The organism is Naasia sp. SYSU D00948 (assembly GCF_017916515.1).
Classification (GTDB): domain Bacteria; phylum Actinomycetota; class Actinomycetes; order Actinomycetales; family Microbacteriaceae; genus Naasia.
The window spans coordinates 3,024,423-3,050,777 of record NZ_JAFMTA010000001.1 but is presented as its reverse complement, the minus strand read 5'-3'; the positions used below and the strand labels follow the sequence as shown (position 1 = coordinate 3,050,777).

Here is a 26,355-nt window from a genome sequence, read left to right as displayed (position 1 = left end):
GCGGCAGTGCCACCGGCGGGCCTTCCCCTGTTCGGGCCCGGCATCCCATCGATGTCCGGGCCCTGCTCGCGCTCGTGGCCGTCGCCGCGGTCGTGTACGCCGCGGACCAGCTCAGCAAGCTCTGGGTCGTCACGAACCTGACGCCCTTCGAGGAGGTGCCGGTCCTCGGCGAGCTCCTCCAGTTCGAGTTCGTCCGCAATCCCGGTGCCGCGTTCTCTCTCGCGACGGGCTACACCTGGGTCTTCGCGATCATCGCGGCCGCCGTCACGGTCTTCATCCTCTGGTTCTCGCACCGCATCCGGTCCCTCGGCTGGGCGGTGCTGTTCGGGCTGCTGCTCGGGGGCACGCTCGGGAACCTGACCGACCGCCTGTTCCGCGAGCCGGGCTTCGGCGTGGGACACGTCGTCGACTTCCTGTCCGTCTGGATGTTCCCCGCGATCTTCAACATCGCGGACGTCGCGATCGTGTCGAGCATGATCCTCTTCGTGCTCCTGACGCTCCGCGGGGTCGGTCTCGACGGATCCCGTGCCCCGACGCGCCGCTCGCGGCACGCCGACGACCCGCCGCCGCCCGCTGATGGCTGAGAGCCGCAGCCTTCCCGTCCCGGACGGGCTCGACGGCGAGCGGGTCGACGCGGCCCTGGCGAAGCTCCTCGGCTTCTCGCGCACCGCGGCGGCCGACATCGCGCGCGCGGGCGGCGTCCGCCTCGACGGGCGGACCCTCGACAAGTCCGACCGGCTCCAGGCCGGCGGGTGGCTCGAGGTCGAGTGGGAGGACCGCCGCCCGGTCGAGATCGAGCCCATCCCGGTGCCCGAGCTCGGCATCGTCCACGACGACGACGAGCTCGTCGTGGTCGACAAGCCGATCGGGGTCGCCGCGCACCCCTCGCCCGGCTGGCAGGGACCGACGGTCGTGGGCGCCCTCGCGGCGGCCGGCTACCGCATCAGCACGTCGGGCGCCGCCGAGCGCGCGGGGGTGGTGCACCGGCTCGACGCCGGCACGAGCGGCCTCATGGTGGTCGCCAAGAGCGAGCGGGCCTACACGGCCCTGAAGCGCGCGTTCAAGGAGCGCGAGGTCGACAAGATCTACCACGCGGTCGTCCAGGGGCACCCGGACCCCCTCACCGGCACCATCGACGCGCCGATCGGACGGCATCCGCGCTCCGACTGGAAGTTCGCGGTCACCGCCGAGGGGAAGCCGTCGGTCACGCACTACGAGACGATCGAGGCGTTCCCGTCGGCGTCGCTCCTCGAGGTGACCCTCGAGACGGGGCGGACGCACCAGATCCGCGTCCACATGGCGGCGCAGCGGCACCCGTGCGTCGGCGACACGATGTACGGCGCCGATCCCGTCCTGTCCGCCCGGCTCGGCCTCACCCGGCAATGGCTGCACGCGGTTCGGCTCGGCTTCCGGCATCCGGCGACGGGGGAGTGGGCCGAGTTCGAGAGCGCCTACCCCGAGGACCTCGACGCCGCCCTCACGGCCCTCCGCGGCTGACCCTGAGTCCCCCTACTTGCGCGGATCAGGAGACTCGACGCGGTTCAGGATGGACGCGCGTCTCCGCACGCCGATCAGGATGACACGCCGTGCGGGCCCACGGATCTCCTGATCCGCGCAGCTCCCAGAACCCCGCAGCACGGCCTCCTGATCCCCGCGAAGCCCCGGGGACCCCGCCGCACCCGGACCGGAGCGTCGCGCCGGGCGGTGTCGGCGGCCCTGCTTAGACTGCTTGCACCCCGCCGGCCGGTGCGTCTCCCCACCGCCACGGCCGCTCCCTCTTCCGTGACCTAGGAGGCACCCTTCGTGGCGTCCGCGACCGACTCCTTCGTCCACCTGCACGTGCACAGCGAGTACTCGATGCTCGACGGTGCGGCGCGCGTCAAGCCGCTCATCGACGCGGCGGTGGAGCAGGGGATGCCCGCGGTGGCGGTCACGGACCACGGCAACGTCTTCGGCGCGTACGACTTCTGGAAGACCGCGACGGCGGCCGGGATCAAGCCGATCATCGGCACGGAGGCGTACCTCACGCCCGGCACGCACCGCTCGGACAAGACGCGTGTCCGCTGGGGCAACGGCGGCGAGGACGACGTATCCGGCGCGGGCGCCTACACGCACATGACGCTCCTCTCGGCGACGACCGAGGGCATGCACAACCTCTTCCGCCTGTCCTCCAAGGCGTCCATCGAGGGCTACTACTTCAAGCCGCGGATGGATCGCGAACTGCTCTCCCAGTACGGCACCGGCCTCATCGCGACGACGGGATGCCCGAGCGGCGAGGTCCAGACCCGGCTCCGGCTCGGCCAGTACGAGGAGGCGCGCCAGGCGGCCGCCGACTTCCGGGACATCTTCGGCAAGGAGAACTTCTTCGCGGAGATCATGGACCACGGCCTCGGCATCGAGCGGCGCGTCATGGGCGACGTCATCCGGCTCGCCAAGGACCTCGGCCTCCCGCTCGTCGCCACGAACGACCTGCACTACACGCACGCCCATGACGCGACCAGTCACGCGGCGCTGCTGTGCGTGCAGTCCGGCACGACGCTCGACGACCCCAACCGGTTCAAGTTCGACGCCGACGAGTTCTACCTGAAGACGCCGGCGCAGATGCGGCAGCTGTTCCGCGACTATCCGGAGGCCTGCGACAACACGCTCCTCATCGCCGAGCGCTGCGACGTCCAGTTCAACCAGGACGCCAACTACATGCCGCGCTTCCCGGTGCCCGAGGGGGAGACCGAGGCGAGCTGGCTCGTGAAGGAGGTCGACAAGGGCCTCGCGTACCGTTACCCGGGCGGCGTGCCGGACGAGGTGCGCAAGCAGGCCGACTACGAGCTCGACGTGATCACGAAGATGGGGTTCCCGGGCTACTTCCTCGTCGTCGCCGACTTCATCAACTGGAGCAAGGACCACGGCATCCGGGTCGGCCCGGGCCGCGGCTCGGGCGCCGGCTCGATGGTGGCGTACGCCATGCGGATCACGGACCTCGATCCGCTCCGGCACGGCCTGATCTTCGAGCGCTTCCTCAACCCCGACCGCGTCTCCATGCCCGACTTCGATGTGGACTTCGACGAGCGCCGGCGCGGCGAGGTGATCAAGTACGTCACCGAGAAGTACGGCGACGACCGCGTCGCCCAGATCGTCACCTACGGCACGATCAAGGCCAAGCAGGCGCTGAAGGACTCGTCGCGCGTGCTCGGCTTCCCCTTCGGCATGGGGGAGAAGCTCACCAAGGCGATGCCGCCCGCGATCATGGGCAAGGACATCCCGCTCACCGGCATCCTCGACAAGAGCCACGAGCGGTACAAGGAGGCCGCCGACTTCCGGGCGGTGCTCGAGTCCGACCCCGATGCGAAGACGGTCTTCGACACGGCGCTCGGCCTCGAGAACCTGAAGCGGCAGTGGGGCGTGCACGCCGCCGGCGTCATCATGTCGAGCGAGCCCCTGCTCGACATCATCCCGATCATGCGCCGGGAGCAGGACGGCCAGATCGTCACGCAGTTCGACTACCCGGCCTGCGAGTCGCTCGGCCTGATCAAGATGGACTTCCTCGGGCTGAGGAACCTCACGATCATCGACGACGCCCTGGACAACATCGAGGCGAACCGGGCGCACCGGCCCGAGCTCGAGAAGCTGCCGCTCGAGGACGAGGCCACCTACGCCCTCCTCGCCCGCGGCGACACCCTGGGGGTGTTCCAGTTCGACGGCGGCCCCATGCGCGCCCTGCTCCGGCTCATGAAGCCGGACAACTTCGAGGACATCTCCGCGGTCGGCGCGCTCTACCGGCCGGGGCCGATGGGCGCCAACTCGCACACCAACTACGCGCTCCGGAAGAACGGGCTCCAGGAGATCGTCCCGATCCATCCCGAGCTCGCGGAGCCCCTGCAGGACATCCTCGGCACGACCTACGGCCTGATCGTGTACCAGGAGCAGGTCATGTCCATCGCCCAGAAGCTCGCCGGGTACTCGCTCGGCCAGGCGGACCTGCTCCGCCGCGCGATGGGCAAGAAGAAGAAGTCGGAGCTCGACAAGCAGTTCGAAGGCTTCAAGAAGGGCATGAACGACCGCGGCTACTCGGACGCCGCCGTGCAGACCCTGTGGGACATCCTGCTGCCCTTCTCGGACTACGCGTTCAACAAGGCGCACTCCGCCGCGTACGGCGTCCTCAGCTACTGGACCGCGTACCTTAAGGCGCACTACCCGGCCGAGTACATGGCCGCCCTGCTCACGAGCGTCGGGGACGCCCGGGACAAGCTCGCGGTCTACCTCAACGAGTGCCGCCGCATGAAGATCCGCGTCCTGCCCCCGGACGTCAACGAGTCCATCGGCTTCTTCGCGGCCGTCGGCGACGACATCCGCTTCGGACTCGGCGCGGTCCGCAACGTCGGCATGGCCGTCGTGGAGCAGATCATCGAGGCCCGCAACGAGAAGGGCCGCTTCACCTCCTTCCACGACTTCCTCCGCAAGGTCCCGATCGGCGTCGCGAACAAGCGGACGATCGAGTCCCTGATCAAGGCGGGCGCGTTCGACTCGCTCGGTGCGACCCGCCGTGCCCTCCTCGAGATCCACGAGGACGCGGTCGACGCCGCGGTGTCGATCAAGCGGAACGAGGCGAACGGGCAGATCGACCTGTTCGGCGGACTGTTCGAGTTCGAGACCGAGCCCGACCGGGTGCCGGACCGCCCGGAGTGGGCCAAGCGCGACAAGCTCGCGTTCGAGCGGGAGATGCTGGGGCTCTACGTCTCCGACCACCCGCTGGCCGGGCTCGAGCTGCAGCTCGCCAAGCACGCGAGCAGCAGCATCTCGGAGCTCCTCTCGAGCGAGTCCATCGCGGACGGGGAGACGGTCACGATCGCGGGCCTCGTCACCGAGGTGCAGCACCGGACGGCCCGGAACTCCGGCAACCAGTACGGCATGGTGCAGATCGAGGACTTCGGCGCGGAAATCACCGTCATGTTCATGGGCAAGGCGTACCAGGAGTTCGCGCCGGCCCTCGCCGCGGACAGCGTCGTGGTCGTCCGAGGGCGGGTCAGCCAGCGCGAGGACAGCCTCAACCTGCACGCCTACAGCCTGTTCACGCCCGACCTCGGCACGAGCCTCGGCGCCGGTCCGCTCGTGCTGACGATGCCGGATCACCGCGCGACGACCGACACGGTCCAGGCGCTCAACGACGTGCTGATCCGGCACAGCGGCGACACCGAGGTGCGCCTGCGCCTCGTGAAGGGCGAGACGGCCCGCGTCTTCGAGCTGCCGTTCCGCGTGGACGTCACGGCCGACTTCTACGGCGAGGTGAAGAGCCTTCTCGGGCCCGGCTGCCTCGGCTGACGCGGCAAGCCGGGCCGGTCCGGCGGATGCGGGCCGGAACTGCGGCCCGGATCGACCGGATCGGCCCGACTTGGGACGAGAAGGTCAGTCCAGGGGGCGCGGGGCGTGGTAGGCCCGCCCATGGTAGAGCAGCGGCGCGTCGTCGGGACCCAGCGCGCCCTCCTCGACGTGCACGACGACGACGGCGTTGCCCGCGACCGGAACCCGCTGCAGGATGCGCGCGGTCATCCAGGCGGTGACGTCATTGAGGATCGGCAGTCCGTGCGGACCCTCGTGCCAGTGGTCGCCGAGGAAGCGCTCGGCGGCCGGGCCGGACAGGCGCTCGGCCACCGGCCGGTTGCGCGAGCCGAGCATGTGGATCGCGACCCGGTCGGTCGTGTCCACCGCGTGCCACGCCGACGCGGTCCGCGCCATGTTGAACGTCGCGAGCGGGGGGACGGCGGCGAGGGACGCGAGCGAGGTGGCGGTGAACCCGACCGGGGTGCCGTCGGTGTCGCGGGCGGTGATCACGGCGACGCCCGCCGCATGACGGCGGAACGCCTGCTTGAAGGCCGTCAGATCGTCGGCCGTGAACCTCTCGTCCATCCTCGGGCTCCTCCCCGTCCGTCACCCTATTGGGTCCTCGACCCCGGCCCGGCAGGGCCGCCTCCGGCCCTCGCTAGACTTGCCGCGCCATGTTGCAGCTCGTCGATCTCCGCGGCCGCCGTCTCGTCCGATCCGAGCTCCTCGGCCTGGTGCCGCGTCCGGAGGTGGATCCCGTCCGCGCGGCAGGCGCGGCCGCGGAGCTCATCGACGCTGTCCGGGAGCGCGGCGAGGAGGCCCTCCTCGACCAGGCGGCCCGTTTCGACGGCGTCCGTCCCCCGGCGATCCGCGTGCCCGCCGACGAGATCGCGGAGGCGGTCGGCACCCTGCCCTACGCGGTGCGGGAGGCGCTGGAGACGGCGATCGCCCGCGTCCGCCGGGCGAGCGCGGCGCAGGTTCCCGCCGGGCACATCACCGTGCTCGAGGACGGGGCCGAGATTGAGCAGCGCTGGCAGCCGGTCGGGCGCGTGGGGCTCTACGTGCCGGGTGGCAAGGCGGTGTACCCGTCGAGCGTCGTCATGAACGTCGTGCCCGCCCAGGTCGCCGGGGTGGCCTCGCTCGCCGTCGCCTCGCCCGCCCAGGCCGCCTTCGGCGGCCGGGTGCACCCAACGATCCTGGGTGCCGCCGGACTCCTCGGCATCGAGGAGGTGTACGCGATGGGCGGCGCGGGCGCGATCGGCGCCCTCGCCTACGGCGTGCCCGAGCTGGGGCTCGAGCCGGTCGATGTCCTCACGGGCCCGGGCAACGTCTTCGTCGCCGCTGCCAAGCGGCTGGTGCAGGGCCGCGTGGGCATCGACTCCGAGGCGGGCCCGACCGAGATCCTCGTGATCGCCGACGGCTCCGCGGATCCCCGCCTGGTCGCCGCCGACCTCATCAGCCAGGCGGAGCACGACGAGCTCGCCGCCGCCCTTCTCGTGACCGACTCGGCCGAGCTCGCCGACGCGGTCGCCGAGCGCCTCCCCGGCATGGTCGCGTCCACGGCGGCCTCCGACCGGGTGCGCACCGCGCTCACCGGCCGGCAGTCCGCGGTCGTCCTCGTCGACGACCTCCCGGCTGCCGCCGCCTTCAGCAACGCGTACGCGCCGGAGCACCTGGAGATCCTCACGGCTCAGCCCGAGGAGGTGCTGCCGGCGATCACCGACGCCGGCGTGGTCTTCGTCGGCCCTGCCGCCCCGGTCAGCCTCGGCGACTACCTCGCCGGGTCCAACCACGTCCTGCCCACCGGGGGGACCGCCCGCTTCTCCTCGGGCCTCGGAGCGTACACCTTCCTGCGCCCGCAGCAGATCGTGCGCTACTCGCTCGAGGCGCTGTCCCGCTCGGCGAAGCGGATCGTCGCCCTCGCCGAGGAGGAGGGGCTCCCCGCCCACGGGGAGGCGGTCACCGCCCGCTTCCCCTCGCCGAGCGCGGGCGAGGACTAACCCGGCACGCCGTCCAGGTCGCGTCGGTACTCTGGTCGCACCATGCACTGCCCGTTCTGCCGCCACCACGACACGAAGGTCGTCGACTCCCGCGTGAGCGACGACGGCCTCAGCATCCGCCGCCGGCGGCAGTGCCCGGAGTGCGGACGCCGGTTCAGCACGACGGAGACCGCGAGCCTCAACGTCATCAAGCGGAACGGCGTGCTCGAGCCGTTCAGCCGCGAGAAGGTGATGTCCGGCGTGCGGAAGGCCTGCCAGGGCCGCCCGGTCACCGACACCGACCTCGCCGTGCTCGCGCAGAAGGTGGAGGAGACGATCCGGGCCACCGGCGCGTCGCAGGTCGAGGCGAACGACATCGGCCTCGCCATCCTGTCGCCCCTGCGGGAGCTGGACGAGGTCGCATACCTCCGCTTCGCGAGCGTCTACCAGAACTTCGAGTCGCTCGACGACTTCGAGACCGCCATCACGCTCCTCCGCGTGGAGAACGGGCAGGCCCAGGAGCGCGCCGAGCCGAGCGCGTAAGCCCGTCAACCCCTTCCGCCCCCGTTCGGGGCCGTCTGGGATGGAAGTCAGTCCCGAAGGGACTGAGCAGTCCACCCAAGGAAGGCAGAACATGAGCGAACCGGACACCGTCCAGGCACCCCCCGGGACCGAGCAGGAGATGAAGGCCGACCACGGCGAGCAGAGCTATGTGGGACACGGCCGGCTCGAGGGCAAGGCGGCCGTCATCACCGGCGCGGACAGCGGCATCGGCAAGGCCGTCGCGATCGCGTACGCCCGCGAGGGGGCCGACGTGCTGATCAGCTACCTCAACGAGGACGAGGACGCGAAGGACACCGCCAAGTGGGTGGAGGAGGCCGGCCGCAAGGCGGTCCTCGTGCCGGGCGACCTGTCCGACCCCGCGCACTGCCGGTCGATCATCGAGACCGCTGTCCGCGAATTCGGCCGCCTCGACATCATCGTCAACAACGCGGCGTACCAGATGTCGCGCGAGTCGCTCGAGGAGGTCCCGGACGAGGAATGGGACTACACGATCGCGACCAACCTCAGCGCGTACTTCCACCTGGTCAAGGCGGCGTTGCCTCACCTCAAGCCGGGCGCCTCGATCATCGGCTCGAGCTCGGTGCAGTCGGACCAGCCGAGCCCGGAGCTCGCTCCGTACGCCGTCACGAAGGCGGGCGTCGCCAGCCTGTCCGCGTCGCTCGCGCAGATGCTCGGGTCGCGCGGGATCCGCGTCAACAGCGTCGCCCCTGGCCCCATCTGGACGCCGCTGATTCCTGCGAGCTTCCCGAAGGAGAAGGTCGAGTCGTTCGGCAAGGACGTGCCGCTCGGTCGTCCGGGTCAGCCCGCCGAGCTCGCGCCGGTGTACGTGCTCCTCGCCTCCGACGAGGGCAGCTACATCTCGGGCGCGCGCGTCGCGGTCACCGGGGGCAAGCCGATCCTCTGACGGCGCATGCCCGCACCGGGCGCCCAGTAGCCTGGTGCGGGCATGTATCCCCTCTTCTTCCGCCTCGTCTTCGTCCGGATGGACCCCGAGCTGGCACACCGGCTCGCGTTCGCCGTCATCCGCCGGCTCCCCGCCACGGGCCTCGGGGGCCTCGTCCGCCGATTCACCTCCCCTCCCGCGTCCGCCCGGGTCGAGGCGCTCGGCCTGAGCTTCCCGGGCCCCTTCGGCCTCGCCGCGGGCTTCGACAAGGACGCGGAGGCGATCCGCGGACTCGGCCAGCTCGGCTTCGGGCACGTCGAGGTCGGCACGATCACGGCCCGTCCCCAGCACGGCAACCCGCGTCCGCGACTCTTCCGCCTGCTGCCGGACCGCGCGGTCATCAACCGGATGGGCTTCAACAACGGGGGAGCGGAGGCGGCGGCGGGCCGGCTGCGCCGCCTGCGGGAGCGTCACCGCGACCTTCCGGTCATCGGCGTCAACATCGGCAAGAGCAGGGTCGTCGCCGTCGAGGACGCGGTCGAGGACTACCGCGCCAGCGCCCGGCTCCTCGCGCCGCTCGCGGACTACCTCGTCGTCAACGTCAGCTCGCCGAACACGCCCGGGCTCCGCGGGCTGCAGGAGCTCGACCGCCTCGAGCCGCTGCTGCAGGCCGTGCGGGAGGAGGCAGGATCCGTCCCGCTGCTCGTGAAGATCGCGCCGGACCTCGCGGACGAGGAGATCCGGCACCTCGGCGGCCTCGCCACCCGGCTCGGCCTCGACGGCGTCATCGCGACGAACACGACGCTCTCCCGCTCGGGGCTCGCCACGCCGGAGGCGACGGTGGCCGCGGCCGGAGCCGGCGGGCTCTCGGGCGGGCCGCTGGCCCCGCGCAGCCTCGAGGTGCTCAGGATCCTCCGTGAGAGCGTCCCCGCGGAGATGTGCGTCATCTCGGTCGGCGGCGTCGAGACGGCGGCGGACGTGCGCGAGCGGCTGGCGGCGGGCGCCACCCTGGTGCAGGGCTACACGGGATTCCTCTACCGCGGCCCGCTCTGGGCGCGCCAGATCAACCGCGGTCTCGCCCGGAACCGCTGACCCGTCCGTCCCCGCCGGACCTCGCGCTCAACAGGCGTTCACTGCTTCAACAGCACGACACGCCGTCGGGTCTGCTGTTGGACCGTCCCGTGCCTGTTGAGCGCGAGGGGGAGCGGGAGGCGGACCAGCGGATAGGGCGCGTCCGGCTGGGAGGGGAAGCCGGACTCAGACGGGGTACTGGCCGCGACGCACCTGGGGCTTGGGCAGGCGGAGGCGGCGGAACTGCAGGGCGCGCATGGCGGCGTACCAGCGCAGCCCCTTCTCCACCCGGTCGGCGCCGAACTTCGCGGCCACCTTGCGGCGGACGAGGAAGCCGAGCAGGACGACGTCGAGGATCATCAGCGCGATGAAGACGTACATCGTCAGCATCGCGTAGACCTGGACCTCGTAGGAGGGGATGAACGTCGCGATGATCAGGACGACCATCAGCGGCAGGAAGAGCTCGCCGACGCTGAAGCGCGCGTCCACCCAGTCGCGGACGAAGCGGCGCTGCGGCCCCTTGTCGCGGGCCGGGAGGTAGCGCTCGTCGCCATTCGCGAGCCCGATGCGGGCCTTCTCACGCGACTGGGCCAGCTTCGCGCGGTTCTGCCGCGCGGCCTCCTTGCGGTCGTTCGGCACGAGCGGACGCTTGTTCGCGGCCTCACGCTCCCGACGAGGCGGAGTCGGGCGACCCTTCCCCGACGCCGGGGTCTCGGGCGCCGCGGGCGGGGGAGTGGAAGGGGTGCTGTTGTTGGCCACGGGAATCCTCGCTAGAACTGACGGCCTACGATAACGCCTGTGACTTCGAACGGCCCGGACGTCCGCCCGCTCGACCCGGCTGACGAGGCCGTCCGCACCGCCGTCGAGGACGGCTTCACGACCGCGGTCGCGGAGCTCGCCCGGCTCGTCCGCATCCCGTCCGTCTCCTGGGACGGCTTCGACCGCTCGCACGTGGCCGCGACGGCCGACGCGGTGGCGGATGCGGTGCGCTCCCTCGAGCTCTTCGACGAGGTGCGGGTGGCTCAGGCCGCCGGACCCGACGGCGCACCCGGCCAGCCTGCTGTGATCGCCCGGCGCCCGGCGCGCAACGGCCGCCCGACCGTCCTCCTCTACGCCCACCACGACGTGCAGCCGCCCGGCGACCCCGACCTCTGGGACTCCTCGCCGTTCGAGCCGACCGTCCGCGGAGACCGCCTGTACGGCCGGGGAGCATCGGACGACAAGGCAGGCGTCGAGACGCATCTCGCGGCACTCCGGGCGCTCACCGCCGCCGTGGGTCCCGATCCGGATCTCGGCATCGCCCTCTTCCTCGAGGGGGAGGAGGAGTTCGGCTCGCGGTCCTTCCCGGCCCTGCTGCGGGAGCACCGCGACCTCCTCGCGGCCGACGTCATCGTCGTCGCCGACTCCGACAACGTCAGCACTTCCGTGCCCGCCCTGACCGTCAGCCTCCGGGGCAACGCGACCTTCAAGCTGACCGTCTCGACGCTCGAGCACGCGGTGCACTCCGGAATGTTCGGCGGCGCGGCTCCGGACGCCATGCTGGCGGCGGTCAAGCTCCTCGCGACCCTGTGGAACGACGACGGCACGGTCGCGGTCCCGGGCCTCGAGACCTACCGGGGCACGGATGCGCTGCCGTATCCGCAGGAGGAGTTCGCCGCAGAGGCGGGGCTGCTGCCCGGGGTCCAGCCGATCGCCGGGGGCGACCTCAACGCGCAGCGCTGGTTCGCGCCGGCCATCACCGTCACGGGCATCGACGCTCCCAGCGTGCTCAACGCGTCGAACACGCTGCTGCCGTCTGTGCGACTGCGCGTCAGTGTCCGCGTGGCACCGGGTCAGGCCGCGTCCGATGCGTACCGCGCGGTCGAGGCGCACCTCCGCTCGAGCGCGCCCTTCGGCGCCCGGATCGAGATCGACGACGTGGACCTCGGCGACCCCTTCCTCGTCGACACATCCGGATGGGCGTTCGAGGAGGTGGCCACGGCGCTGAGCGACGGATGGGGCAATCCCGTCGTGCACCAGGGCGTCGGCGGCTCCATCCCCTTCATCGCGGAGCTCGTGCGAGCGTTCCCCGACGCGCAGGTCCTCGTCACGGGCGTCGAGGATCCCGACACCCGGGCGCACTCGCCCAACGAGTCGCAGCACCTCGGCGTGCTGCGGCGCGCGATCCTGAGCGAGGCCCTCCTCCTCGCGCGCCTCGAGCGGCGCGGCTGAACGGTCCCGAGCCGGCTCCGGGGAAACGCCGCGTACAATCGACGCACCAACGTCCTCCGGAGGAGCCATGACCGACGTCACCCTGACCGAGAAGCCCGAGCTGACGAGCCACGGTGTCGCCCTGAGCGATGCGGCCGCGGCCAAGGTCAAGAGCCTCCTCGAGCAGGAGGGCCGCGACGACCTGCGTCTGCGCGTCGCCGTCCAGCCGGGCGGATGCTCGGGCCTCATCTACCAGCTCTACTTCGACGAGCGCCTGCTCGAGGGCGACACCACCCGCGACTTCGAGGGCGTCGAGGTCGTCGTGGACCGCATGAGCGTCCCGTACCTCGACGGCGCGACGATCGACTTCGAGGACACCATCCAGAAGCAGGGCTTCACCATCGACAACCCCAACGCGGCGGGCAGCTGCGCCTGCGGAGACTCCTTCCACTGAGCTCCGCCGCGCCCGAAGGCCCCGATCCGCACGGATCGGGGCCTTCGCCGTTTCCGGGTGCTCCCTTCCCGGATTCCCAGGCCGTATTCGGGGCGTTCTTGCGGTTCTGCGGGGGAGTCGTGGTCGAGGCCGGTGGTTCCCCTCGCTATAGGATTGGCGTTGTCCCGGTCCTGCATCGCGAGAGGTTCTAGTGCGCTCGAGACGTCGACTCCGCTGGGCGGCCATACCGCTCGCGACAGCTGTGATCATCGCTCTCGCGGGATGCACCCAGGCTCAGCTCCATGGGTTCCTGCCGGGCTTCCAGGAGGGCGAGCCGGCGGTCACCAACCACGCTCAGCGCATCTCCAACCTCTGGGTCGGCTCGTGGGTGGTGCTGCTCGTCGTCGGGGCCGTCACCTGGTTCCTGATCATCTTCGCGGCCGTCGTGTACCGGCGCAGGAGGGGCCAGACCGGCCTTCCCGAGCAGCTCCGGTACAACATGCCGATCGAGGCGTTCTACACGATCCTGCCGCTCATCCTCGTCCTCGGCTTCTTCGCCTTCACGTCCCGTGACCAGGCCGAGATCCAGCAGCGGGCCGAGACTCCGGACGAGACGATCGAGGTCTACGCCAAGCAGTGGGGCTGGGACTTCAACTACCTCGACGAGGACGTCTACTACGCGGGCGTTCAGACGCAGCCCGAGTCGCTCGGAGTCCCGGGGAGCGGGCTCGTCGAGTCCACCGTCCCCGTGCTGGTGCTGCCGGTCGACTCGACCATCGAGTTCCAGATCCGCAGCCGCGACGTGGCGCACTCCTTCTGGGTGATCGACTTCCTCCAGAAGATGGACGCGTACCCGCACCACACGAACTTCATCACCCTGCACACGCAGCGCGAGGGCAGCTACGCGGGCAAGTGCGCCGAGTTCTGCGGCGACTACCACGCTCAGATGCTGTTCACCGTGCGGGTGGTCTCCCAGGACGAGTACCAGGACTACATCCAGTCCCTCCGCGACCAGGGCTTCACCGGCCGGCTGGGCGAGGAGCTCGACCGCACGGACATCCTGCCGATGCAGGACTCGCCAGACGAATCCGCCGAGACGGAGTAGCTCGATGACCTCCACGATCAACCGGCCCACCAGCGGCATCCCTGCCGGCCAGGCGGCCGTCTTCAACACCTCGAAGGTCGAGCGCAAGGGCAACATCGTTGTCAGCTGGATCACGTCGACCGATCACAAGACGATCGGCTACCTGTACCTGATCACCTCCTTCTTCTACTTCCTCGTCGGGGGAGTGATGGCGCTGGTGATCCGCGCTCAGCTGTTCGCGCCGAACCTCGCGATCGTGCCGACCCACGAGCAGTACAACCAGCTGTTCACGATGCACGGCACGATCATGCTGCTGATGTTCGCCACCCCGCTGTTCTCGGGCTTCGCGAACGTCATCATGCCGCTGCAGATCGGTGCTCCGGACGTCGCCTTCCCGCGGCTCAACGCCTTCGCGTACTGGCTGTACAACTTCGGCAGCCTCATCGCGGTGGCCGGCTTCTTCACCCCGCAGGGTGCCGCCAACTTCGGCTGGACGGCCTACACCCCGCTGTCGGACATCGCGTTCTCGCCCACCCTCGGCGGCAACCTCTGGGTGTTCGGTCTCGCGCTGTCCGGGTTCAGCACGATCCTCGGCTCGGTGAACTTCGTCACGACGATCATCACGATGCGCGCGCCTGGCATGACGATGTTCCGGCTCCCGATCTTCACCTGGAACACCCTGATCACGGGCCTCCTGGTCCTGATCGCGTTCCCGATCCTCGCCGCGGCCCTGTTCGGGCTCGGCGGCGACCGCATCTTCGGGATGCACATCTTCAACCCCGAGCAGGGCGGGCCGATCCTCTGGCAGCACCTGTTCTGGTTCTTCGGCCACCCCGAGGTGTACATCATCGCGCTGCCGTTCTTCGGCATCATCTCCGAGGTGTTCCCGGTGTTCAGCCGCAAGCCGATCTTCGGCTACCGGACGCTGGTGTACGCGACCATCGCGATCGCCGCCTACTCGGTGGCCGTGTGGGCGCACCACATGTACGTGACGGGCCAGATCCTGCTGCCGTTCTTCGCGATCACGACGATGCTGATCGCGATCCCGACGGGCGTGAAGATCTTCAACTGGGTCGGCACGATGTGGCGGGGCTCGGTGACGTTCGAGACGCCGCTCCTCTGGGCGCTCGGCTTCATCATCACGTTCGTGTTCGGCGGCCTGACCGGCGTCATCCTCGCCTCTCCGCCGCTCGACTTCCACGTCTCGGACTCGTACTTCGTCGTCGCGCACTTCCACTACGTGGTGTTCGGCACGGTCGTCTTCGCGATGTTCGCGGGCTTCTACTTCTGGTGGCCGAAGTGGACCGGCAAGATGCTCAACGAGCGCCTGGGCAAGATCCACTTCTGGCTGCTGTTCATCGGGTTCCACATGACGTTCCTGGTGCAGCACTGGCTCGGCGTCGTCGGCATGCCGCGGCGGTACTACACGTACCAGCCCGAGGACGACTTCACGTGGATGAACCAGCTCTCCACGGTGGGGTCGATCATCCTCGGCGCGTCGATGCTGCCGTTCCTCTACAACGTCTGGGTCACCTGGCGCCACGCACCGCGGGTGTCCGTCAACGACCCGTGGGGCTTCGGCCGCTCGCTCGAGTGGGCGACGTCCTGCCCGCCGCCGCGGCACAACTTCACGTCGATCCCGCGCATCCGCTCGGAGTCGCCGGCGTTCGACCTGCACCACCCGGAGGCCGAGGTGCCCTTCGGCCGCGGGCCGGTGAAGGACGCGCCGCAGGCGCCCCTGCAGGAGGAGACCGACGCCGACACCCTGGGAGAGGTGAAGTAAGTGCGCGCGAACTATGTCGTGCTGCTGGCCGTCGCGGCCTGGTGCTTCCTGGCGGGCGCCGTCTACATCGTCTGGTCGCTGCTGGACGTGGGGACGGTCGAGTGGGCCGGGACGACCGCCCTGCTCCTGACGGGCGTCCTCGCGGTGTTCGTGGCGTTCTTCCTCTGGCGCTCGCACCGGGCTCAGGGCGGCGAGCTGCCGGAGGACCGGCTCGACGCGAACATCGACGACGGTGACCCGGAGCTCGGCTTCTTCAGCCCGTGGAGCTGGTGGCCGATCGGCCTCGCGGCGTCCGCAGCGCTGGTCTTCCTCGGCCTCGCCGCCGGCTACTGGATCGCCTTCGTCGGCGTCGCGCTGTTCCTCGTGATGATCGTCGGCTGGGTCTACGAGTACTACCGGGGCTACTTCGCGCGCTGATCCCGCGCCCCGGTGACGGCGGGCGGCTCCCCTCGGGGGGCCGCCCGCCGTTCCTCATTGCGGAGTGTGCTCGCGCTCAACAGGCGGAAGCGCCGCCGACAGGGTGACGCGCCGCCGCAGCTGCTGTTGAAGGCCCTGGCCGCCTGTTGAGGGCGAGCCGAAGCGGAGTGGCGGGGCGCGGCTGCGGAGCCGCTCAGTCGGCGGTGAGGGCGTGCTGCAGGCGGTCGAGGAGCGGACGCTGACCCGCGACGATCAACTTCACCGCGCGATCCGGGGTCAGCCAGGCCGCCCGGTCGACCTCCGGGAAGGACTGCCGCCGCCCCGAGCGGGGCGGCCACTCGAGCTCGAACGTTCCCGGCCGGAGGGTCTCCGGGTCGAGGTCGCCCTCGAGCGCCCAGGCACGGACGATCTTCCCGCCGGACTGGCGCACCTCACCGAGGTCGACGAGCGGACCCGCCGGAACCGGGAGCCCGAGCTCCTCCTCGAACTCCCGGCGAGCGGTCTCGAGGAGGTCCTCGTCCTCGTCCGGCTCGCCCTTCGGCAGCGTCCAGGCGCCGGCGTCCTTGCGCTGCCAGTACGGCCCGCCCATGTGGGCCAGCAGCACCTCCAGGTGCGGCTGCCGGCGGAAGAGGAGGATCCCGGCGCTGCGGCGGGGCGGCTGCGCCACGTCAGCGCCCCCGAACGGGCGAGCGCGGGGGAGTGGAGGCCGCCGCGCCATGGCGCAGGCCCCGGGTGCACCGAGCCCGATGGTGCCCCGGCACGGACACCAACGGCGGCACGATCCAAGCAGGCGGCACGTGACGGGATGACGGCAGGAACACGGAAGGCCGCCCCGGGCGAGCCAGGACGGCCTTCTCGATGCTCACGCGATCAGGGCTTGGTGTGCGGGGGAGCCCCGACGCCCTGGCCCGCGGTGGCGAGCTCCGACTGGTGGAGGTCCGGCTCGTTCGCGCCCTCGCGGTGCCCGTGGGCGCCGTGCGACGCCTCGAGCTCGCCCCGGGTGACGGGAGCGATCCGGTCCTCGAAGAACCAGCGGCTGAGCACCGCGCGGACCCGCTCGAAGGGGCTGATCTGGCCGCGTGCGTTCGGCCGGATCATGAGCGGCTTGTAGTCGTTGAAGCTCACCAGGCGCCAGCGCTCGTACTCGTCGAGCGGCTGGTGCACCTCGACGAACTCGCCGCCGGGGAGGCGCACGATCCGGCCGGACTCGTAGCCGTGCAGCGCCATCTCGCGGTCCTTCTTCTGGAGCGCGATGCAGATCCGCTTGGTGATGAAGTACGCGATGAACGGCCCGACGATGAAGACGAACTGCAGCGCCCAGATGACGTTCTCCATGCTCATCTGGAAGTGCGTCGCGATGAGGTCGGACGAGGCCGCCACGAACATCGCCCCGTAGTACACGATACCGGCGGCGCCGAGCGCGGTGCGGGTCGGGACGTTGCGCGGACGGTCCGCCAGGTGGTGCTCCCGCTTGTCGCCGGTGATCCAGCCCTCGATGAAGGGGTAGAACATGACGGCCACGATCCAGAGCGTGATCGCGATGATCGGCGCGAGGATGTTCATCGACACGGTGTAGGTGTCGAAGAGGACGAACTCCCACCCGGGCGGCACCAGGCGCAGGGCGCCGTCCGCGAAGCCGATGTACCAGTCCGGCTGGGTTCCGGCGGACACGGGGGACGGGTCGTAGGGTCCGTAGTTCCAGATCGGGTTGATCGTGAACAGGCCGGCGATCGCGACGATGACACCGAACACCAGGAAGAAGGTGCCCGCCATCTTCGCCCCGTACACCGGGAGGATCGGGTAGCCCACGACGTTGTCGTTCGTCTTGCCCGGGCCGGCGAACTGGGTGTGCTTGTGCACGATGAGGAACACCATGTGCAGGCCGATGAGGGCGACGATGACGGCCGGCAGCAGCAGGATGTGCAGCGTGTAGAGCCGGCCGATGATCTGGGTGCCCGGGAACTCGCCGCCGAACAGCAGGTACGAGGTCCACGTCCCGACGACCGGGATGCCCTTGATCAGACCGTCGATGATGCGGAGGCCGTTGCCGGAGAGCAGGTCGTCGGGGAGCGAGTACCCGGTGAAGCCCTCACCCATGGCGAGGATCCACAGCAGGAAGCCGATCACCCAGTTGAGCTCACGCGGCTTGCGGAAGGCGCCCGTGAAGAACACCCGCGCCATGTGGAGCATGATCGTCGCGATGAACAGCAGGGCCGCCCAGTGGTGGATCTGCCGCATGAGCAGTCCGCCGCGGACGTCGAAGGAGATGTCCAGCGTCGACGCCATCGCGGCGCTCATCTCCAGGCCCTTGAGCGGGACGTAGGACCCGTCGTACTCGACCTCGGCCATCGAGGCCTGGAAGAAGAAGGTCAGGAACGTGCCGGAGAGCAGGATGATGACGAAGCACCAGAGCGCGACCTCGCCGAGCATGAACGACCAGTGGTCGGGGAAGACCTTGCGGGCCATCAGCTTGATGAAGCCGGAGATGCTCGTCCGCTCGTCCACATAGTTGGACACGGCTCCGACCACGCCCCGCTGCTGAGTGCGGGGAGGGGTGCGGAGGTCGTTGCGGGTGTCAGACGTCGTAGTCACCGCGACGCTCCCAATAGCTAGGCCCGACGGGCTCGTGGAAGTCGCTCTGCGCGACCAGGTAGCCCTCGCTGTCCACCGAGATGGGCAGCTGGGGCAGGGGGCGCTTGGCGGGGCCGAAGATGACCGCCGCCTCCTGCTTGATGTCGAACTGCGACTGGTGGCACGGGCACAGCAGGTGATGCGTCTGCTGCTCGTACAGGGCCACCGGGCAGCCCACGTGGGTGCAGATCTTGGAGTAGGCGACGATGCCGTCGTAGTTCCAAGTCTCGCGGCCCGGTGAGACGTTGAGGTCCTCGGGCTTGAGGCGCATGAGGAGCACGGCCGCCTTGGCCTTCTCCTCGAGGTAGTGCTCGCTCTCCTCGAGACCCTCGGGGATCACGTGGAAGACGGAGCCGAGCGTGACGTCGGCGGCGCGGATCGGCGTGCCGGAGGGGTCGCGTGCGAGGCGGACGCCCTCCTTCCACGCGGTGTGCGCGAGCATCGCCGCGGGGTCGTTGTCCCGCGGGGCGAGGTCCCGGAAGAGGAAGATCGCCGGCAGGGGGGCGGCGACCAGCGCGCCGATGAGCGAGTTGCGCAGGAGCGAACGCCGGCTGAACCCCGACTCCTTATCGGCCTCCTGGAAGATCTCGACCGAGCGGGCCCGGGTCTCCTCGGTGCCGCGGGTCTGGTGACGCATCTCGACGCGCTCCGCGTTGTCCATGAGCGCCTTGCCCCAGTGCACGGTGCCGACGCCGATCGAGAGGAGTGCGCCGGCGATGGACAGCCCCAGGAACAGCGTGTTGAGCCGGACGGACCAGGGGTCGTTCTCGACGATCGGGATCGCGAAGTACGCGGCGATGGCCGCGACGCTGAAGACGATCGAGAGGTAGAACAGCAGCGACACCACACGCTCGTGCCGCCGGTCCGCCTTCGGGTCGAGGTCCGTGACCCTCTCGCGGTGAGGCGGGAGCCCCGGGTTCTCGAACGCGTCGGCTGCGATCACCGCCGTGCCCGGCGAGGCGTCGGCCCCGTGCGACGAGTCGGCCCGAACGATGTCCGAGCCGCTGCCGTCGTTCGCCATTGCTGTCCTTCCGCTGTGGTGCAGGTGGTGCTGTGTCAGTTCGAGCGCGCGGTGATCCAGACCGTGAGCGCCACGATGGCGCCGAGGCCGAACACCCAGGCGAAGAGTCCTTCGGCGACCGGTCCGAGGGAGCCGAGCTCATACCCGCCGGGCGACGGGGCCTCCTCCTGGTACTTGAGGGCGGTGATGATGTCGCGCTTGTCCTCGGGCGTGAGGTTGGCGTCGTTGAAGACCGGCATGTTCTGCGGGCCGGTCGTCATGGCCTCGTAGATGTGCTTGGGCGAGGTGCCGTGCAGAGCCGGCGCGTACTTGCCCTGGGTCAGCGCGCCGCCGGCGCCCGCGACGTTGTGGCACATCGCGCAGTTGATGCGGAACAGCTCGGCGCCACGGGTGGCGTCGCCCGTGGTCTGGAGGTACTCCTCCTCGGGGATCCCGGGACCGGGGGAGACGGAGGCCACGTAGTCGGCCATCGCCTGGATGTCCTCCTCCGTGAACATCACCGGCTTCTCGGGAGCCTGGGGGCCCGTGTTCGCGAGCGGCATGCGGCCCGTGCCGACCTGGAAGTCGACGGACGCGGCCCCGACGCCGAGCAGGGTCGGTCCCGCCTCGGTGCCCTCGAGGTTCATGCCGTGGCAGGTCGCGCAGTTCGCCGCGAACAGCTTCTGGCCGTGGTCGATGCTCTCCTGCGAGGCGGCGGTGGCCGCGTCGCCGGCCGAGGTCGCGGTGAAGAGGGCGTAGCTGGAGCCCGTGAAGACCAGGCCGAGCGCGAGCAGCACGACGGTGGCGAGGGGCGAGCGACGGCCGCGGCGCCGTGAGGGACGGCGGGAGGAGGGCATGCGCTGTGGGGAGGGCATTCGATCCGTTCCTATTTGAGCAGGTAGATGACGGCGAACAGGCCGATCCACACGACGTCGACGAAGTGCCAGTAGTAGGAGACCACGATCGCGCTCGTCGCCTCCCGGTGGCCGAAGTTCTTCACGGCATACGCCCGGCCGATGACCAGGAGGAAGGCGATGAGCCCACCGGTCACATGCAGGCCGTGGAAGCCGGTGGTCATGTAGAAGATCGAGCCGTACGAGTTCGAGGAGAGCGTGACGCCCTCGCTCACGAGGTTCGCGTACTCGAGGACCTGACCGGCGACGAAGATCGCGCCCAGCGCGTAGGTGAGGTAGAACCACTCGACCATGCCCCAGTTCCAGGGCTTCCAGCTCGTCGCCCGGGCCTGCAGCCGCTCGGCGGCGAACACCCCGAACTGGCAGGTGAACGAGCTCGACACGAGGATGATCGTGTTCACCAGCGAGTAGGGGACGTCGAGGATCGCGGTCTCCTGCTCCCACAGCTCGGGCGCGACGCCGCGAAGCGTGAAGTAGATCGCGAACAGGCCGGCGAAGAACATGACCTCGCTGCCGAGCCAGACGATCGTGCCCACCGCGATGGGATTCGCACGATTGACGACCGGAGCGCTTGTCGTTTGGAGGACTGACGCGCTGCTCACGAGTCCCATTATGTCGGATCGGGTAGGCCCCGCCTGTCATTCGGGTGCCTGTCGCAGCCCCTCCGGGGCGTGCCCCCAGCGAAACCCCGGGCGGCGCTCCGGCCCGGAACCGCGACCCGGGCGGTTCCGGTGCCCTCAGTAGGATCGGGGGCATGTCCTCGACCCCCACCTGGCCTGCACTGATCGGCTCGCTCCTCGAAGGGGAGGACCTCAGCATCGCCGATTCCACGTGGGCGATGGAGCAGGTCATGCTCGGTCAGGCGACCCCTGCTCAGCTGGCCGGCTTCCTCGTCGCGCTGCGCTCGAAGGGGGAGAGCGTCGGCGAGGTCGTCGGGTTCCGGGACGCGATCCTCGAGCACGCGCTGCCGCTCGACGTCGACCCCGACGTGCTGGACATCGTCGGCACCGGCGGGGACCGTCAGCGGACCGTCAACATCTCGTCCATGGCGGCGGTCGTGGCCGCGGCCTCCGGCGCCCGCGTCGTGAAGCACGGGAACAAGGCGGCGAGCTCCGCCTCGGGGTCGAGCGACGTGCTCGCGGCGCTCGGCATCGACCTCTCCCTCGATCCGCAGGGCGTGGCCCGCGTGCTGGACGAGGTCGGGATCACCTTCGTCTTCGCCTCGGCGTTCCACCCCGGCTTCCGCCACGCCGGCGCCGTCCGCGCCGAGCTCGGGGTGCCCACGGTGTTCAACTTCCTCGGCCCGCTGTGCAACCCGGCCCGTCCCGAGGCCAACGCGGTCGGGGTCGCGCGGCCCGAGGTGATCCCGTTGCTGGTGGGCGTCTTCCAGACCCGCGGCGCGACCGCCCTCGTGTTCCGGGGCGACGACGGCCTCGACGAGCTCACGACGACCGGTCACAGCCACATCTGGGAGGTGAGCTCCGGCGCCGTGACGGAGCACGATCTCGACCCGCGCGACCTCGGCATCCCGCGCTCCCGCATCGAGGACCTCCAGGGCGGGGCGCCCGAGCAGAACGCGGAGACCGCCCGGGCGGTGCTCGGAGGGGCGACCGGCCCGGTCCGCGACATCGTGCTCCTCAACGCCGCGGCCGCACTGGCCGCCTGGGACCTCTCGCACGACGTCACCGAGGCGGACAAGCCGATCACGGGCCGGCTCGCCGCCCGCATGGCGGACGCCGCGGAGGCGATCGACAGCGGAGCCGCCATCGCGAAGCTCGAGGCCTGGACGGCCGCGACCCGCCGCCGCTGACCCGGCCCTCTCGCTCAGCAGGAGGACCGGGACTCCAGCAGGAACATCCGGGCCCGGTCCTCCTGCTGAAGGCCCGTCCTTCCTGCTGAGCGACAGGAGCGGATCGGGGATCCCGCTACTGCACGTCCTCGTCGACCCAGTCGAAGGTCCTCGTGACCGCCTTCTTCCACAGGCGCAGCTGGCGCTCGCGCTCGGCCTCAGCGAGGTTCGGCGTCCAGCGGCTGTCCTCCTGCCAGTTGCCGCGGAGGTCGTCGAGGTCCTTCCAGAACCCGACCGCGAGTCCCGCGGCGTAGGCGGCGCCGAGGGCGGTGGTCTCGGCGACCACGGGCCGGACCACGGGGACGCCGAGGATGTCGGCCTGGAACTGCATGAGGGTGTTGTTGGCGATCATGCCGCCGTCGACCTTCAGCTCGGTCAGGTCGACGCCGGAGTCCGCGTTGACCGCGTCGAGCACCTCCCGGGTCTGGAAGGCCGTCGCCTCGAGGGCGGCCCGCGCGATGTGGCCCTTGTTGACGTAGCGCGTGAGGCCGACGATGACGCCGCGGGCGTCCGGGCGCCAGTACGGCGCGAACAGGCCGGAGAACGCCGGGACGATGTAGACCCCGCCGCTGTCGTTGACCGTCTTCGCGAGGTCCTCGACCTCGGGGGCGCTCGAGATCAGCCCGAGGTTGTCGCGCAGCCACTGCACCAGGGAGCCGGTGACCGCGATCGAGCCCTCGAGCGCGTAGTGCGGCCTCGCGTCGCCGAGCTTGTACCCGAGCGTCGTCAGCAGCCCGTTCTTCGAGTGGATGATCTCCTCGCCCGTGTTGAAGATGAGGAAGTTCCCCGTCCCGTACGTGTTCTTCGACTCGCCGGTGTCGAACGCGGCCTGCCCGAACGTCGCCGCCTGCTGGTCGCCGAGGATCCCGGCGACCGGGACCTCGCGCAGCAGGCTCGACGAGGACGCGTGGCCGTAGACCTCGGACGAGCTGCGAATCTCGGGCAGCATCGAGCGCGGCACACCGAAGTCCGCGAGGATCTCGTCGTCCCACTCGAGGGTCTCGAGGTCCATGAAGAGGGTGCGGGACGCGTTCGTGACGTCGGTCAGGTGCACTCCGCCGTTGACGCCGCCGGTCAGGTTCCAGAGGACCCACGTGTCGGTGGTGCCGAACAGCAGGTCGCCGGCCTCGGCGCGCTCGCGGGCGCCCTCGACGTTCTCGAGGATCCACACGATCTTCGTGCCCGAGAAGTAGGTGGCGAGCGGCAGGCCGACCTTCTGCTTGTACCGCTCGACGTCGCCGTCGGCCAGGCGGTCCACGATCCCCTGGGTGCGCGTGTCCTGCCACACGATCGCGTTGTAGACGGCCTCGCCGGTGGTCCTGTCCCAGACCACGGCCGTCTCGCGCTGGTTCGTGATGCCGATCGCCTGGATGTCGTGACGGGTGATGTTGGCCCGGGACAGCGCCTGCCCGATCACCTCGCGGGTGTTGTCCCAGATCTCCTTCGGGTCGTGCTCGACCCAGCCCGCTCTGGGGAAGATCTGCTCGTGCTCCTTCTGCCCGACCGAGACGATGGACCCGGAGTGGTCGAAGACGATCGCCCGCGTGCTGGTCGTGCCCTGGTCGATCGCGATCACGTAGTCCGCCATTGGACTGCTCCTTCTTGTGTGGGGGTGATGTGCTTCGGAGGCGCCGGTCAGGCCCCGGCGGGCGGCAGCAGGATCAGCGACAGCCAGCCGGCCAGCAGACCGCCGATGATCGGCCCGACGACGGGGACCCAGGCGTAGCCCCAGTCGCTGCTGCCCTTGCCGCGGATGGGCAGCACGGCGTGGGCGATGCGCGGACCGAGGTCGCGGGCCGGGTTGATCGCGTAGCCGGTCGGCCCGCCGAGGGACGCGCCGATCGCGACGACGAGGAGCGCCACGGGGAGGGGGCCGAGCGCGGCCAGACCCGCCGGTGTGCCGATGTCGGGATCGCCGCCGCGGCCGAAGGCCAGCACGACGAACACGAGCACGAAGGTGCCGATGATCTCGGTGACGACGTTCCAGCCGTAGCTGCGGATGGCCGGCCCCGTCGAGAAGACGCCGAGCTTCGCGGCGGCGTCCTGCTCCTCGTCGAAGTGCCGCTTGTAGGCGAGCCACGCGAGCACGGCGCCCAGGAAGGCTCCGACGAACTGGCCGAGGATGTAGACGAGCACCGCGAGGACGACGTTGTCGCTCTCGAACTGGCCGGCGGCCAGGAGCCCGAGGGTCACGGCGGGATTGAGGTGCGCGCCGGACGCGTACGCGACCGTGACGCCGGCGAACACCGCGAGACCCCACCCGAAGTTGATGAGCAGCCAGCCGCCGCCGAAGCCCTTGTTCTTCGTGAGGATCGCGTTCGCGACCACCCCCGCTCCGAGCAGCAGGAGCATCGCCGTCCCGACGGTCTCCGAAAGAAAGATCGTCCCCAGGTCCATCTCGACTTCCACCTTCTTCGCTGTCAGTCCACCGGCCCCCGAGCGGGCGCTCCCCACCATAGACCCGGCGTTTCTCCCGGTTAAGGGTCGGATTCCGTTTCGGCCATAGAACGAAGCCGCACCCTTGGGGCGGGCCCGAGCGAGGGCGTAGCCTGTGGCCCGGCGGGGAGGCCGCCGACACGTGCGAGAAGGAGCAGCTCCGATGAAGAAGCTCATCAACGATCCGCGCGCGGTGGTGGACGAGGCCCTCGCCGGCGTGGCACTGGCGCATCCGGGGCTCCTCACGGTCCACACCGATCCGGCCTACATCGTGCGCGCCGACGCCCCGGTGCGCGGGAAGGTGGGGCTGGTCTCCGGCGGCGGCAGCGGCCACGAGCCCCTCCACGGAGGGTTCGTCGGCCATGGAATGCTGGACGCGGCCGTGCCGGGAGCGGTGTTCACCTCGCCGACGCCGGACCCGATCCTGGACGCGACGAAGGCCGTGGACGGCGGCGCGGGAGTCCTGCATATCGTGAAGAACTACACGGGCGACGTGCTCAACTTCGAGACGGCGGCCGACCTGGCCGAGGCCGAGGACCTCCAGGTGCGCTCCGTGATCGTCAACGACGACGTCGCCGTGAAGGACTCGCTCTACACGGCGGGACGCCGCGGGGTCGCAGGAACGGTCCTCGTCGAGAAGCTCGCGGGAGCCGCGGCCGAGCGCGGCGACGACCTCGACGGCGTGGCGTCCGTCGCCGAGCGGGTCATCGCGAACGTCCGCTCGATGGGCGTCGCGCTGACGGCGCCCACCGTTCCGCACGCCGGTGAGCCGAGCTTCGACATCGGCGAGGACGAAATCGAGATCGGCATCGGCATCCACGGCGAGCCCGGCCGCGAGCGCGTCCCGATCGAGCCGGCCGACGGGATCGTCGACCGCATCCTCGTCCCGATCCTCGACGACCTGCCGTTCTCCTCGGGCGACCGCGTGCTCCTGCTCGTCAACGGCATGGGCGGCACCCCGCTCGTCGAGCTCTACATCGCCTTCCGCCGGGCCGCTCAGGTGCTGGAGGAGCGGGGCATCCGGCTGGAGAGGTCTCTCGTGGGCAACTACACGACCTCCCTGGAGATGCAGGGCTTCTCGCTGACCCTTCTCCGGCTCGACGACGAGCTGATCGAGCTCTGGGACGCGCCGGTGCAGACGGCCGCGCTCCGGTGGGGCCGGTGAGTCGGGTGGCTCTCGGGACCGAGTGGGCGCTCGACTGGATGCGCGGCGCGGCGGCGTCCCTCTCCGATCACCGCGCCGAGCTCGTGAGGCTCGACCGCGAGATCGGGGACGGCGACCACGGCGAGAACATGGACCGCGGGCTCTCGGCCGTCCTGGCGAAGCTCGACGGCCTGGCGGACGGCGCGACGCCCGCCGACGTGCTCAAGCTCGTCGCCACCACTCTGATCTCCACGGTCGGCGGCGCGGCCGGTCCGCTCTACGGGACGGCGTTCCTCAAGGCGTCCGGAGCGGTCGCGGGCACGCAGGAGCTCGACTCCGGAGCGGTGGTGGCGCTGCTGACGGCCGCCCGCGACGGCATCGTGACCCGTGGGAAGGCGGAGCCGGGCGACAAGACGATGGTGGACGCCTGGACCCCGGCGGTGGACGCGGCGGAGGCGGCGAGGTCGAGTGGGGCGGACGTCGCGGCGGTCCTCACGGCCGCCGCCGACGCCGCTGCGGCCGGCGCCGAGGCGACCGAGCCGCTGGTCGCGCGGAAGGGACGCGCGAGCTACCTGGGGGAGCGGGCCGTCGGGCATCGCGACCCCGGTGCGCAGTCGACCGCGCTCATCCTGCGGGCCGCTGCGGAAGCGGCGGCGTAGCC

Annotated in this window: 24 protein-coding genes; 15 read left to right on the top strand and 9 right to left on the bottom strand. The window is 70.4% G+C overall.

Annotated elements, in window-relative coordinates:
• The first annotated feature begins 74 nt into the window (after nt 1-74).
• The 3 genes from lspA (at nt 75) to dnaE (ending at nt 5,316) form a co-directional block, all read left to right on the top strand.
• Nucleotides 75-584 (top strand): signal peptidase II, encoded by a 510-nt coding sequence (gene lspA / locus J3P30_RS14245; RefSeq protein WP_307807519.1) that lies wholly within the window; start codon nt 75-77, stop codon nt 582-584.
• Nucleotides 577-1,497: an RluA family pseudouridine synthase gene (locus J3P30_RS14240; protein WP_210481660.1), complete on the top strand. Its 921-nt coding sequence runs from the start codon at nt 577-579 to the stop codon at nt 1,495-1,497. The genes lspA and J3P30_RS14240 overlap by 8 nt, the downstream gene beginning before the upstream one ends.
• 360 nt (nt 1,498-1,857) lie before the next feature.
• On the top strand, nt 1,858-5,316 hold the full coding sequence (gene dnaE / locus J3P30_RS14235) for a DNA polymerase III subunit alpha (protein ID WP_246853440.1): 3,459 nt from the start codon (nt 1,858-1,860) through the stop codon (nt 5,314-5,316).
• A gap of 84 nt (nt 5,317-5,400) precedes the next feature.
• Here the strand turns inward: dnaE and J3P30_RS14230 are convergent, their stop codons facing one another.
• Complete coding sequence (locus J3P30_RS14230; protein WP_210481658.1) at nt 5,401-5,901, bottom strand: flavin reductase family protein; 501 nt, start codon at nt 5,899-5,901, stop codon at nt 5,401-5,403.
• Nucleotides 5,902-5,990: 89 nt separating this feature from the next.
• Here J3P30_RS14230 and hisD point away from each other — a divergent pair, with 89 nt between their 5' ends.
• From hisD to J3P30_RS14210, 4 genes are all read left to right on the top strand, one after another.
• A complete protein-coding gene (hisD, locus tag J3P30_RS14225; RefSeq protein WP_210481657.1) occupies nt 5,991-7,316 on the top strand; it encodes a histidinol dehydrogenase in 1,326 nt (441 codons plus the stop codon).
• A 42-nt stretch (nt 7,317-7,358) separates the two neighbouring features.
• On the top strand, nt 7,359-7,838 hold the full coding sequence (gene nrdR / locus J3P30_RS14220; protein WP_210481656.1) for a transcriptional regulator NrdR: 480 nt from the start codon (nt 7,359-7,361) through the stop codon (nt 7,836-7,838).
• Between the two features lie 91 nt (nt 7,839-7,929).
• Nucleotides 7,930-8,763 carry an SDR family oxidoreductase gene (locus tag J3P30_RS14215; RefSeq protein ID WP_210481655.1) on the top strand — a complete coding sequence of 278 codons (834 nt, stop codon included), beginning with the start codon at nt 7,930-7,932 and terminating at the stop codon, nt 8,761-8,763.
• Between the two features lie 42 nt (nt 8,764-8,805).
• Nucleotides 8,806-9,834, top strand: coding sequence for a quinone-dependent dihydroorotate dehydrogenase (locus J3P30_RS14210; RefSeq protein ID WP_210481654.1), 1,029 nt, complete (start codon nt 8,806-8,808; stop codon nt 9,832-9,834).
• Between the two features lie 165 nt (nt 9,835-9,999).
• Here the strand turns inward: J3P30_RS14210 and J3P30_RS14205 are convergent, their stop codons facing one another.
• Nucleotides 10,000-10,572, bottom strand: a complete 573-nt coding sequence (locus tag J3P30_RS14205) for a DUF3043 domain-containing protein (protein ID WP_210481653.1) — start codon at nt 10,570-10,572, stop codon at nt 10,000-10,002.
• Between the two features lie 39 nt (nt 10,573-10,611).
• On the opposite strand from J3P30_RS14205, the gene J3P30_RS14200 reads away from it, so the two are divergent.
• The 5 genes from J3P30_RS14200 (at nt 10,612) to J3P30_RS14180 (ending at nt 15,720) form a co-directional block, all read left to right on the top strand.
• Nucleotides 10,612-12,024: a dipeptidase gene (locus J3P30_RS14200; protein WP_210481652.1), complete on the top strand. Its 1,413-nt coding sequence runs from the start codon at nt 10,612-10,614 to the stop codon at nt 12,022-12,024.
• 67 nt (nt 12,025-12,091) lie between these two features.
• Entirely contained in the window at nt 12,092-12,457 is a 366-nt protein-coding gene (erpA, locus tag J3P30_RS14195; RefSeq protein ID WP_210481651.1) for an iron-sulfur cluster insertion protein ErpA, read from the top strand.
• A 190-nt stretch (nt 12,458-12,647) separates the two neighbouring features.
• A complete protein-coding gene (gene coxB, locus J3P30_RS14190; RefSeq protein WP_210481650.1) occupies nt 12,648-13,541 on the top strand; it encodes a cytochrome c oxidase subunit II in 894 nt (297 codons plus the stop codon).
• A 4-nt stretch (nt 13,542-13,545) separates the two neighbouring features.
• Nucleotides 13,546-15,303: a cytochrome c oxidase subunit I gene (gene ctaD, locus J3P30_RS14185; RefSeq protein ID WP_210481649.1), complete on the top strand. Its 1,758-nt coding sequence runs from the start codon at nt 13,546-13,548 to the stop codon at nt 15,301-15,303.
• Nucleotides 15,304-15,720 carry a cytochrome c oxidase subunit 4 gene (locus J3P30_RS14180; RefSeq protein ID WP_210481648.1) on the top strand — a complete coding sequence of 139 codons (417 nt, stop codon included), beginning with the start codon at nt 15,304-15,306 and terminating at the stop codon, nt 15,718-15,720.
• A gap of 193 nt (nt 15,721-15,913) precedes the next feature.
• Here the strand turns inward: J3P30_RS14180 and J3P30_RS14175 are convergent, their stop codons facing one another.
• From J3P30_RS14175 to J3P30_RS14155, 5 genes are all read right to left on the bottom strand, one after another.
• Entirely contained in the window at nt 15,914-16,387 is a 474-nt protein-coding gene (locus J3P30_RS14175) for an NUDIX domain-containing protein (RefSeq protein ID WP_307807518.1), read from the bottom strand.
• Nucleotides 16,388-16,590: 203 nt separating this feature from the next.
• A complete protein-coding gene (locus tag J3P30_RS14170) occupies nt 16,591-18,312 on the bottom strand; it encodes a cytochrome bc complex cytochrome b subunit (RefSeq protein ID WP_374058557.1) in 1,722 nt (573 codons plus the stop codon).
• Nucleotides 18,296-19,372, bottom strand: a complete 1,077-nt coding sequence (locus J3P30_RS14165) for a ubiquinol-cytochrome c reductase iron-sulfur subunit (protein WP_210481646.1) — start codon at nt 19,370-19,372, stop codon at nt 18,296-18,298. Before J3P30_RS14165 ends, J3P30_RS14170 begins: the two co-directional genes overlap by 17 nt.
• Before the next feature lie 35 nt (nt 19,373-19,407).
• Nucleotides 19,408-20,208, bottom strand: a complete 801-nt coding sequence (locus tag J3P30_RS14160; protein ID WP_210482020.1) for a c-type cytochrome — start codon at nt 20,206-20,208, stop codon at nt 19,408-19,410.
• Between the two features lie 29 nt (nt 20,209-20,237).
• The gene (locus J3P30_RS14155) at nt 20,238-20,876 is read right to left on the bottom strand and encodes a heme-copper oxidase subunit III (protein WP_210481645.1); all 639 of its coding nucleotides are present in this window, start codon (nt 20,874-20,876) and stop codon (nt 20,238-20,240) included.
• A gap of 143 nt (nt 20,877-21,019) precedes the next feature.
• Between J3P30_RS14155 and trpD the strand changes: the two genes are divergently transcribed.
• Complete coding sequence (trpD, locus tag J3P30_RS14150; RefSeq protein WP_210481644.1) at nt 21,020-22,075, top strand: anthranilate phosphoribosyltransferase; 1,056 nt, start codon at nt 21,020-21,022, stop codon at nt 22,073-22,075.
• Between the two features lie 115 nt (nt 22,076-22,190).
• On the opposite strand, the gene glpK is transcribed toward trpD, so the two are convergent.
• Both glpK and J3P30_RS14140 read right to left on the bottom strand, forming a co-directional pair.
• Entirely contained in the window at nt 22,191-23,702 is a 1,512-nt protein-coding gene (gene glpK, locus J3P30_RS14145) for a glycerol kinase GlpK (protein ID WP_210481643.1), read from the bottom strand.
• A gap of 47 nt (nt 23,703-23,749) precedes the next feature.
• The gene (locus tag J3P30_RS14140; RefSeq protein WP_210482019.1) at nt 23,750-24,511 is read right to left on the bottom strand and encodes an MIP/aquaporin family protein; all 762 of its coding nucleotides are present in this window, start codon (nt 24,509-24,511) and stop codon (nt 23,750-23,752) included.
• Between the two features lie 202 nt (nt 24,512-24,713).
• On the opposite strand from J3P30_RS14140, the gene dhaK reads away from it, so the two are divergent.
• Together dhaK and dhaL are read left to right on the top strand one after the other, a co-directional pair.
• Nucleotides 24,714-25,715 carry a dihydroxyacetone kinase subunit DhaK gene (gene dhaK, locus J3P30_RS14135; protein ID WP_210481642.1) on the top strand — a complete coding sequence of 334 codons (1,002 nt, stop codon included), beginning with the start codon at nt 24,714-24,716 and terminating at the stop codon, nt 25,713-25,715.
• 5 nt (nt 25,716-25,720) lie between these two features.
• On the top strand, nt 25,721-26,353 hold the full coding sequence (gene dhaL, locus J3P30_RS14130; RefSeq protein ID WP_307807517.1) for a dihydroxyacetone kinase subunit DhaL: 633 nt from the start codon (nt 25,721-25,723) through the stop codon (nt 26,351-26,353).
• Nucleotides 26,354-26,355: the final 2 nt, after the last annotated feature.

What these genes read in the sequence shown, in the direction of transcription:
- nrdR (WP_210481656.1), top strand. Translation starts at nt 7,359, where the DNA reads ATGCACTGCCCGTTCTGCCGCCACCACGACACGAAGGTCGTCGACTCC.
- erpA (WP_210481651.1), top strand. Translation starts at nt 12,092, where the DNA reads ATGACCGACGTCACCCTGACCGAGAAGCCCGAGCTGACGAGCCACGGT.
- dnaE (WP_246853440.1), top strand. Translation starts at nt 1,858, where the DNA reads ATGCTCGACGGTGCGGCGCGCGTCAAGCCGCTCATCGACGCGGCGGTG.
- J3P30_RS14140 (WP_210482019.1), bottom strand. Translation starts at nt 24,511, where the DNA reads ATGGACCTGGGGACGATCTTTCTTTCGGAGACCGTCGGGACGGCGATG.
- J3P30_RS14240 (WP_210481660.1), top strand. Translation starts at nt 577, where the DNA reads ATGGCTGAGAGCCGCAGCCTTCCCGTCCCGGACGGGCTCGACGGCGAG.
- J3P30_RS14160 (WP_210482020.1), bottom strand. Translation starts at nt 20,208, where the DNA reads ATGCCCTCCTCCCGCCGTCCCTCACGGCGCCGCGGCCGTCGCTCGCCC.
- J3P30_RS14230 (WP_210481658.1), bottom strand. Translation starts at nt 5,901, where the DNA reads ATGGACGAGAGGTTCACGGCCGACGATCTGACGGCCTTCAAGCAGGCG.
- ctaD (WP_210481649.1), top strand. Translation starts at nt 13,546, where the DNA reads ATGACCTCCACGATCAACCGGCCCACCAGCGGCATCCCTGCCGGCCAG.
- J3P30_RS14165 (WP_210481646.1), bottom strand. Translation starts at nt 19,372, where the DNA reads ATGGCGAACGACGGCAGCGGCTCGGACATCGTTCGGGCCGACTCGTCG.
- dhaK (WP_210481642.1), top strand. Translation starts at nt 24,714, where the DNA reads ATGAAGAAGCTCATCAACGATCCGCGCGCGGTGGTGGACGAGGCCCTC.
- J3P30_RS14155 (WP_210481645.1), bottom strand. Translation starts at nt 20,876, where the DNA reads ATGGGACTCGTGAGCAGCGCGTCAGTCCTCCAAACGACAAGCGCTCCG.
- glpK (WP_210481643.1), bottom strand. Translation starts at nt 23,702, where the DNA reads ATGGCGGACTACGTGATCGCGATCGACCAGGGCACGACCAGCACGCGG.
- J3P30_RS14215 (WP_210481655.1), top strand. Translation starts at nt 7,930, where the DNA reads ATGAGCGAACCGGACACCGTCCAGGCACCCCCCGGGACCGAGCAGGAG.
- J3P30_RS14210 (WP_210481654.1), top strand. Translation starts at nt 8,806, where the DNA reads ATGTATCCCCTCTTCTTCCGCCTCGTCTTCGTCCGGATGGACCCCGAG.
- trpD (WP_210481644.1), top strand. Translation starts at nt 21,020, where the DNA reads ATGTCCTCGACCCCCACCTGGCCTGCACTGATCGGCTCGCTCCTCGAA.
- hisD (WP_210481657.1), top strand. Translation starts at nt 5,991, where the DNA reads ATGTTGCAGCTCGTCGATCTCCGCGGCCGCCGTCTCGTCCGATCCGAG.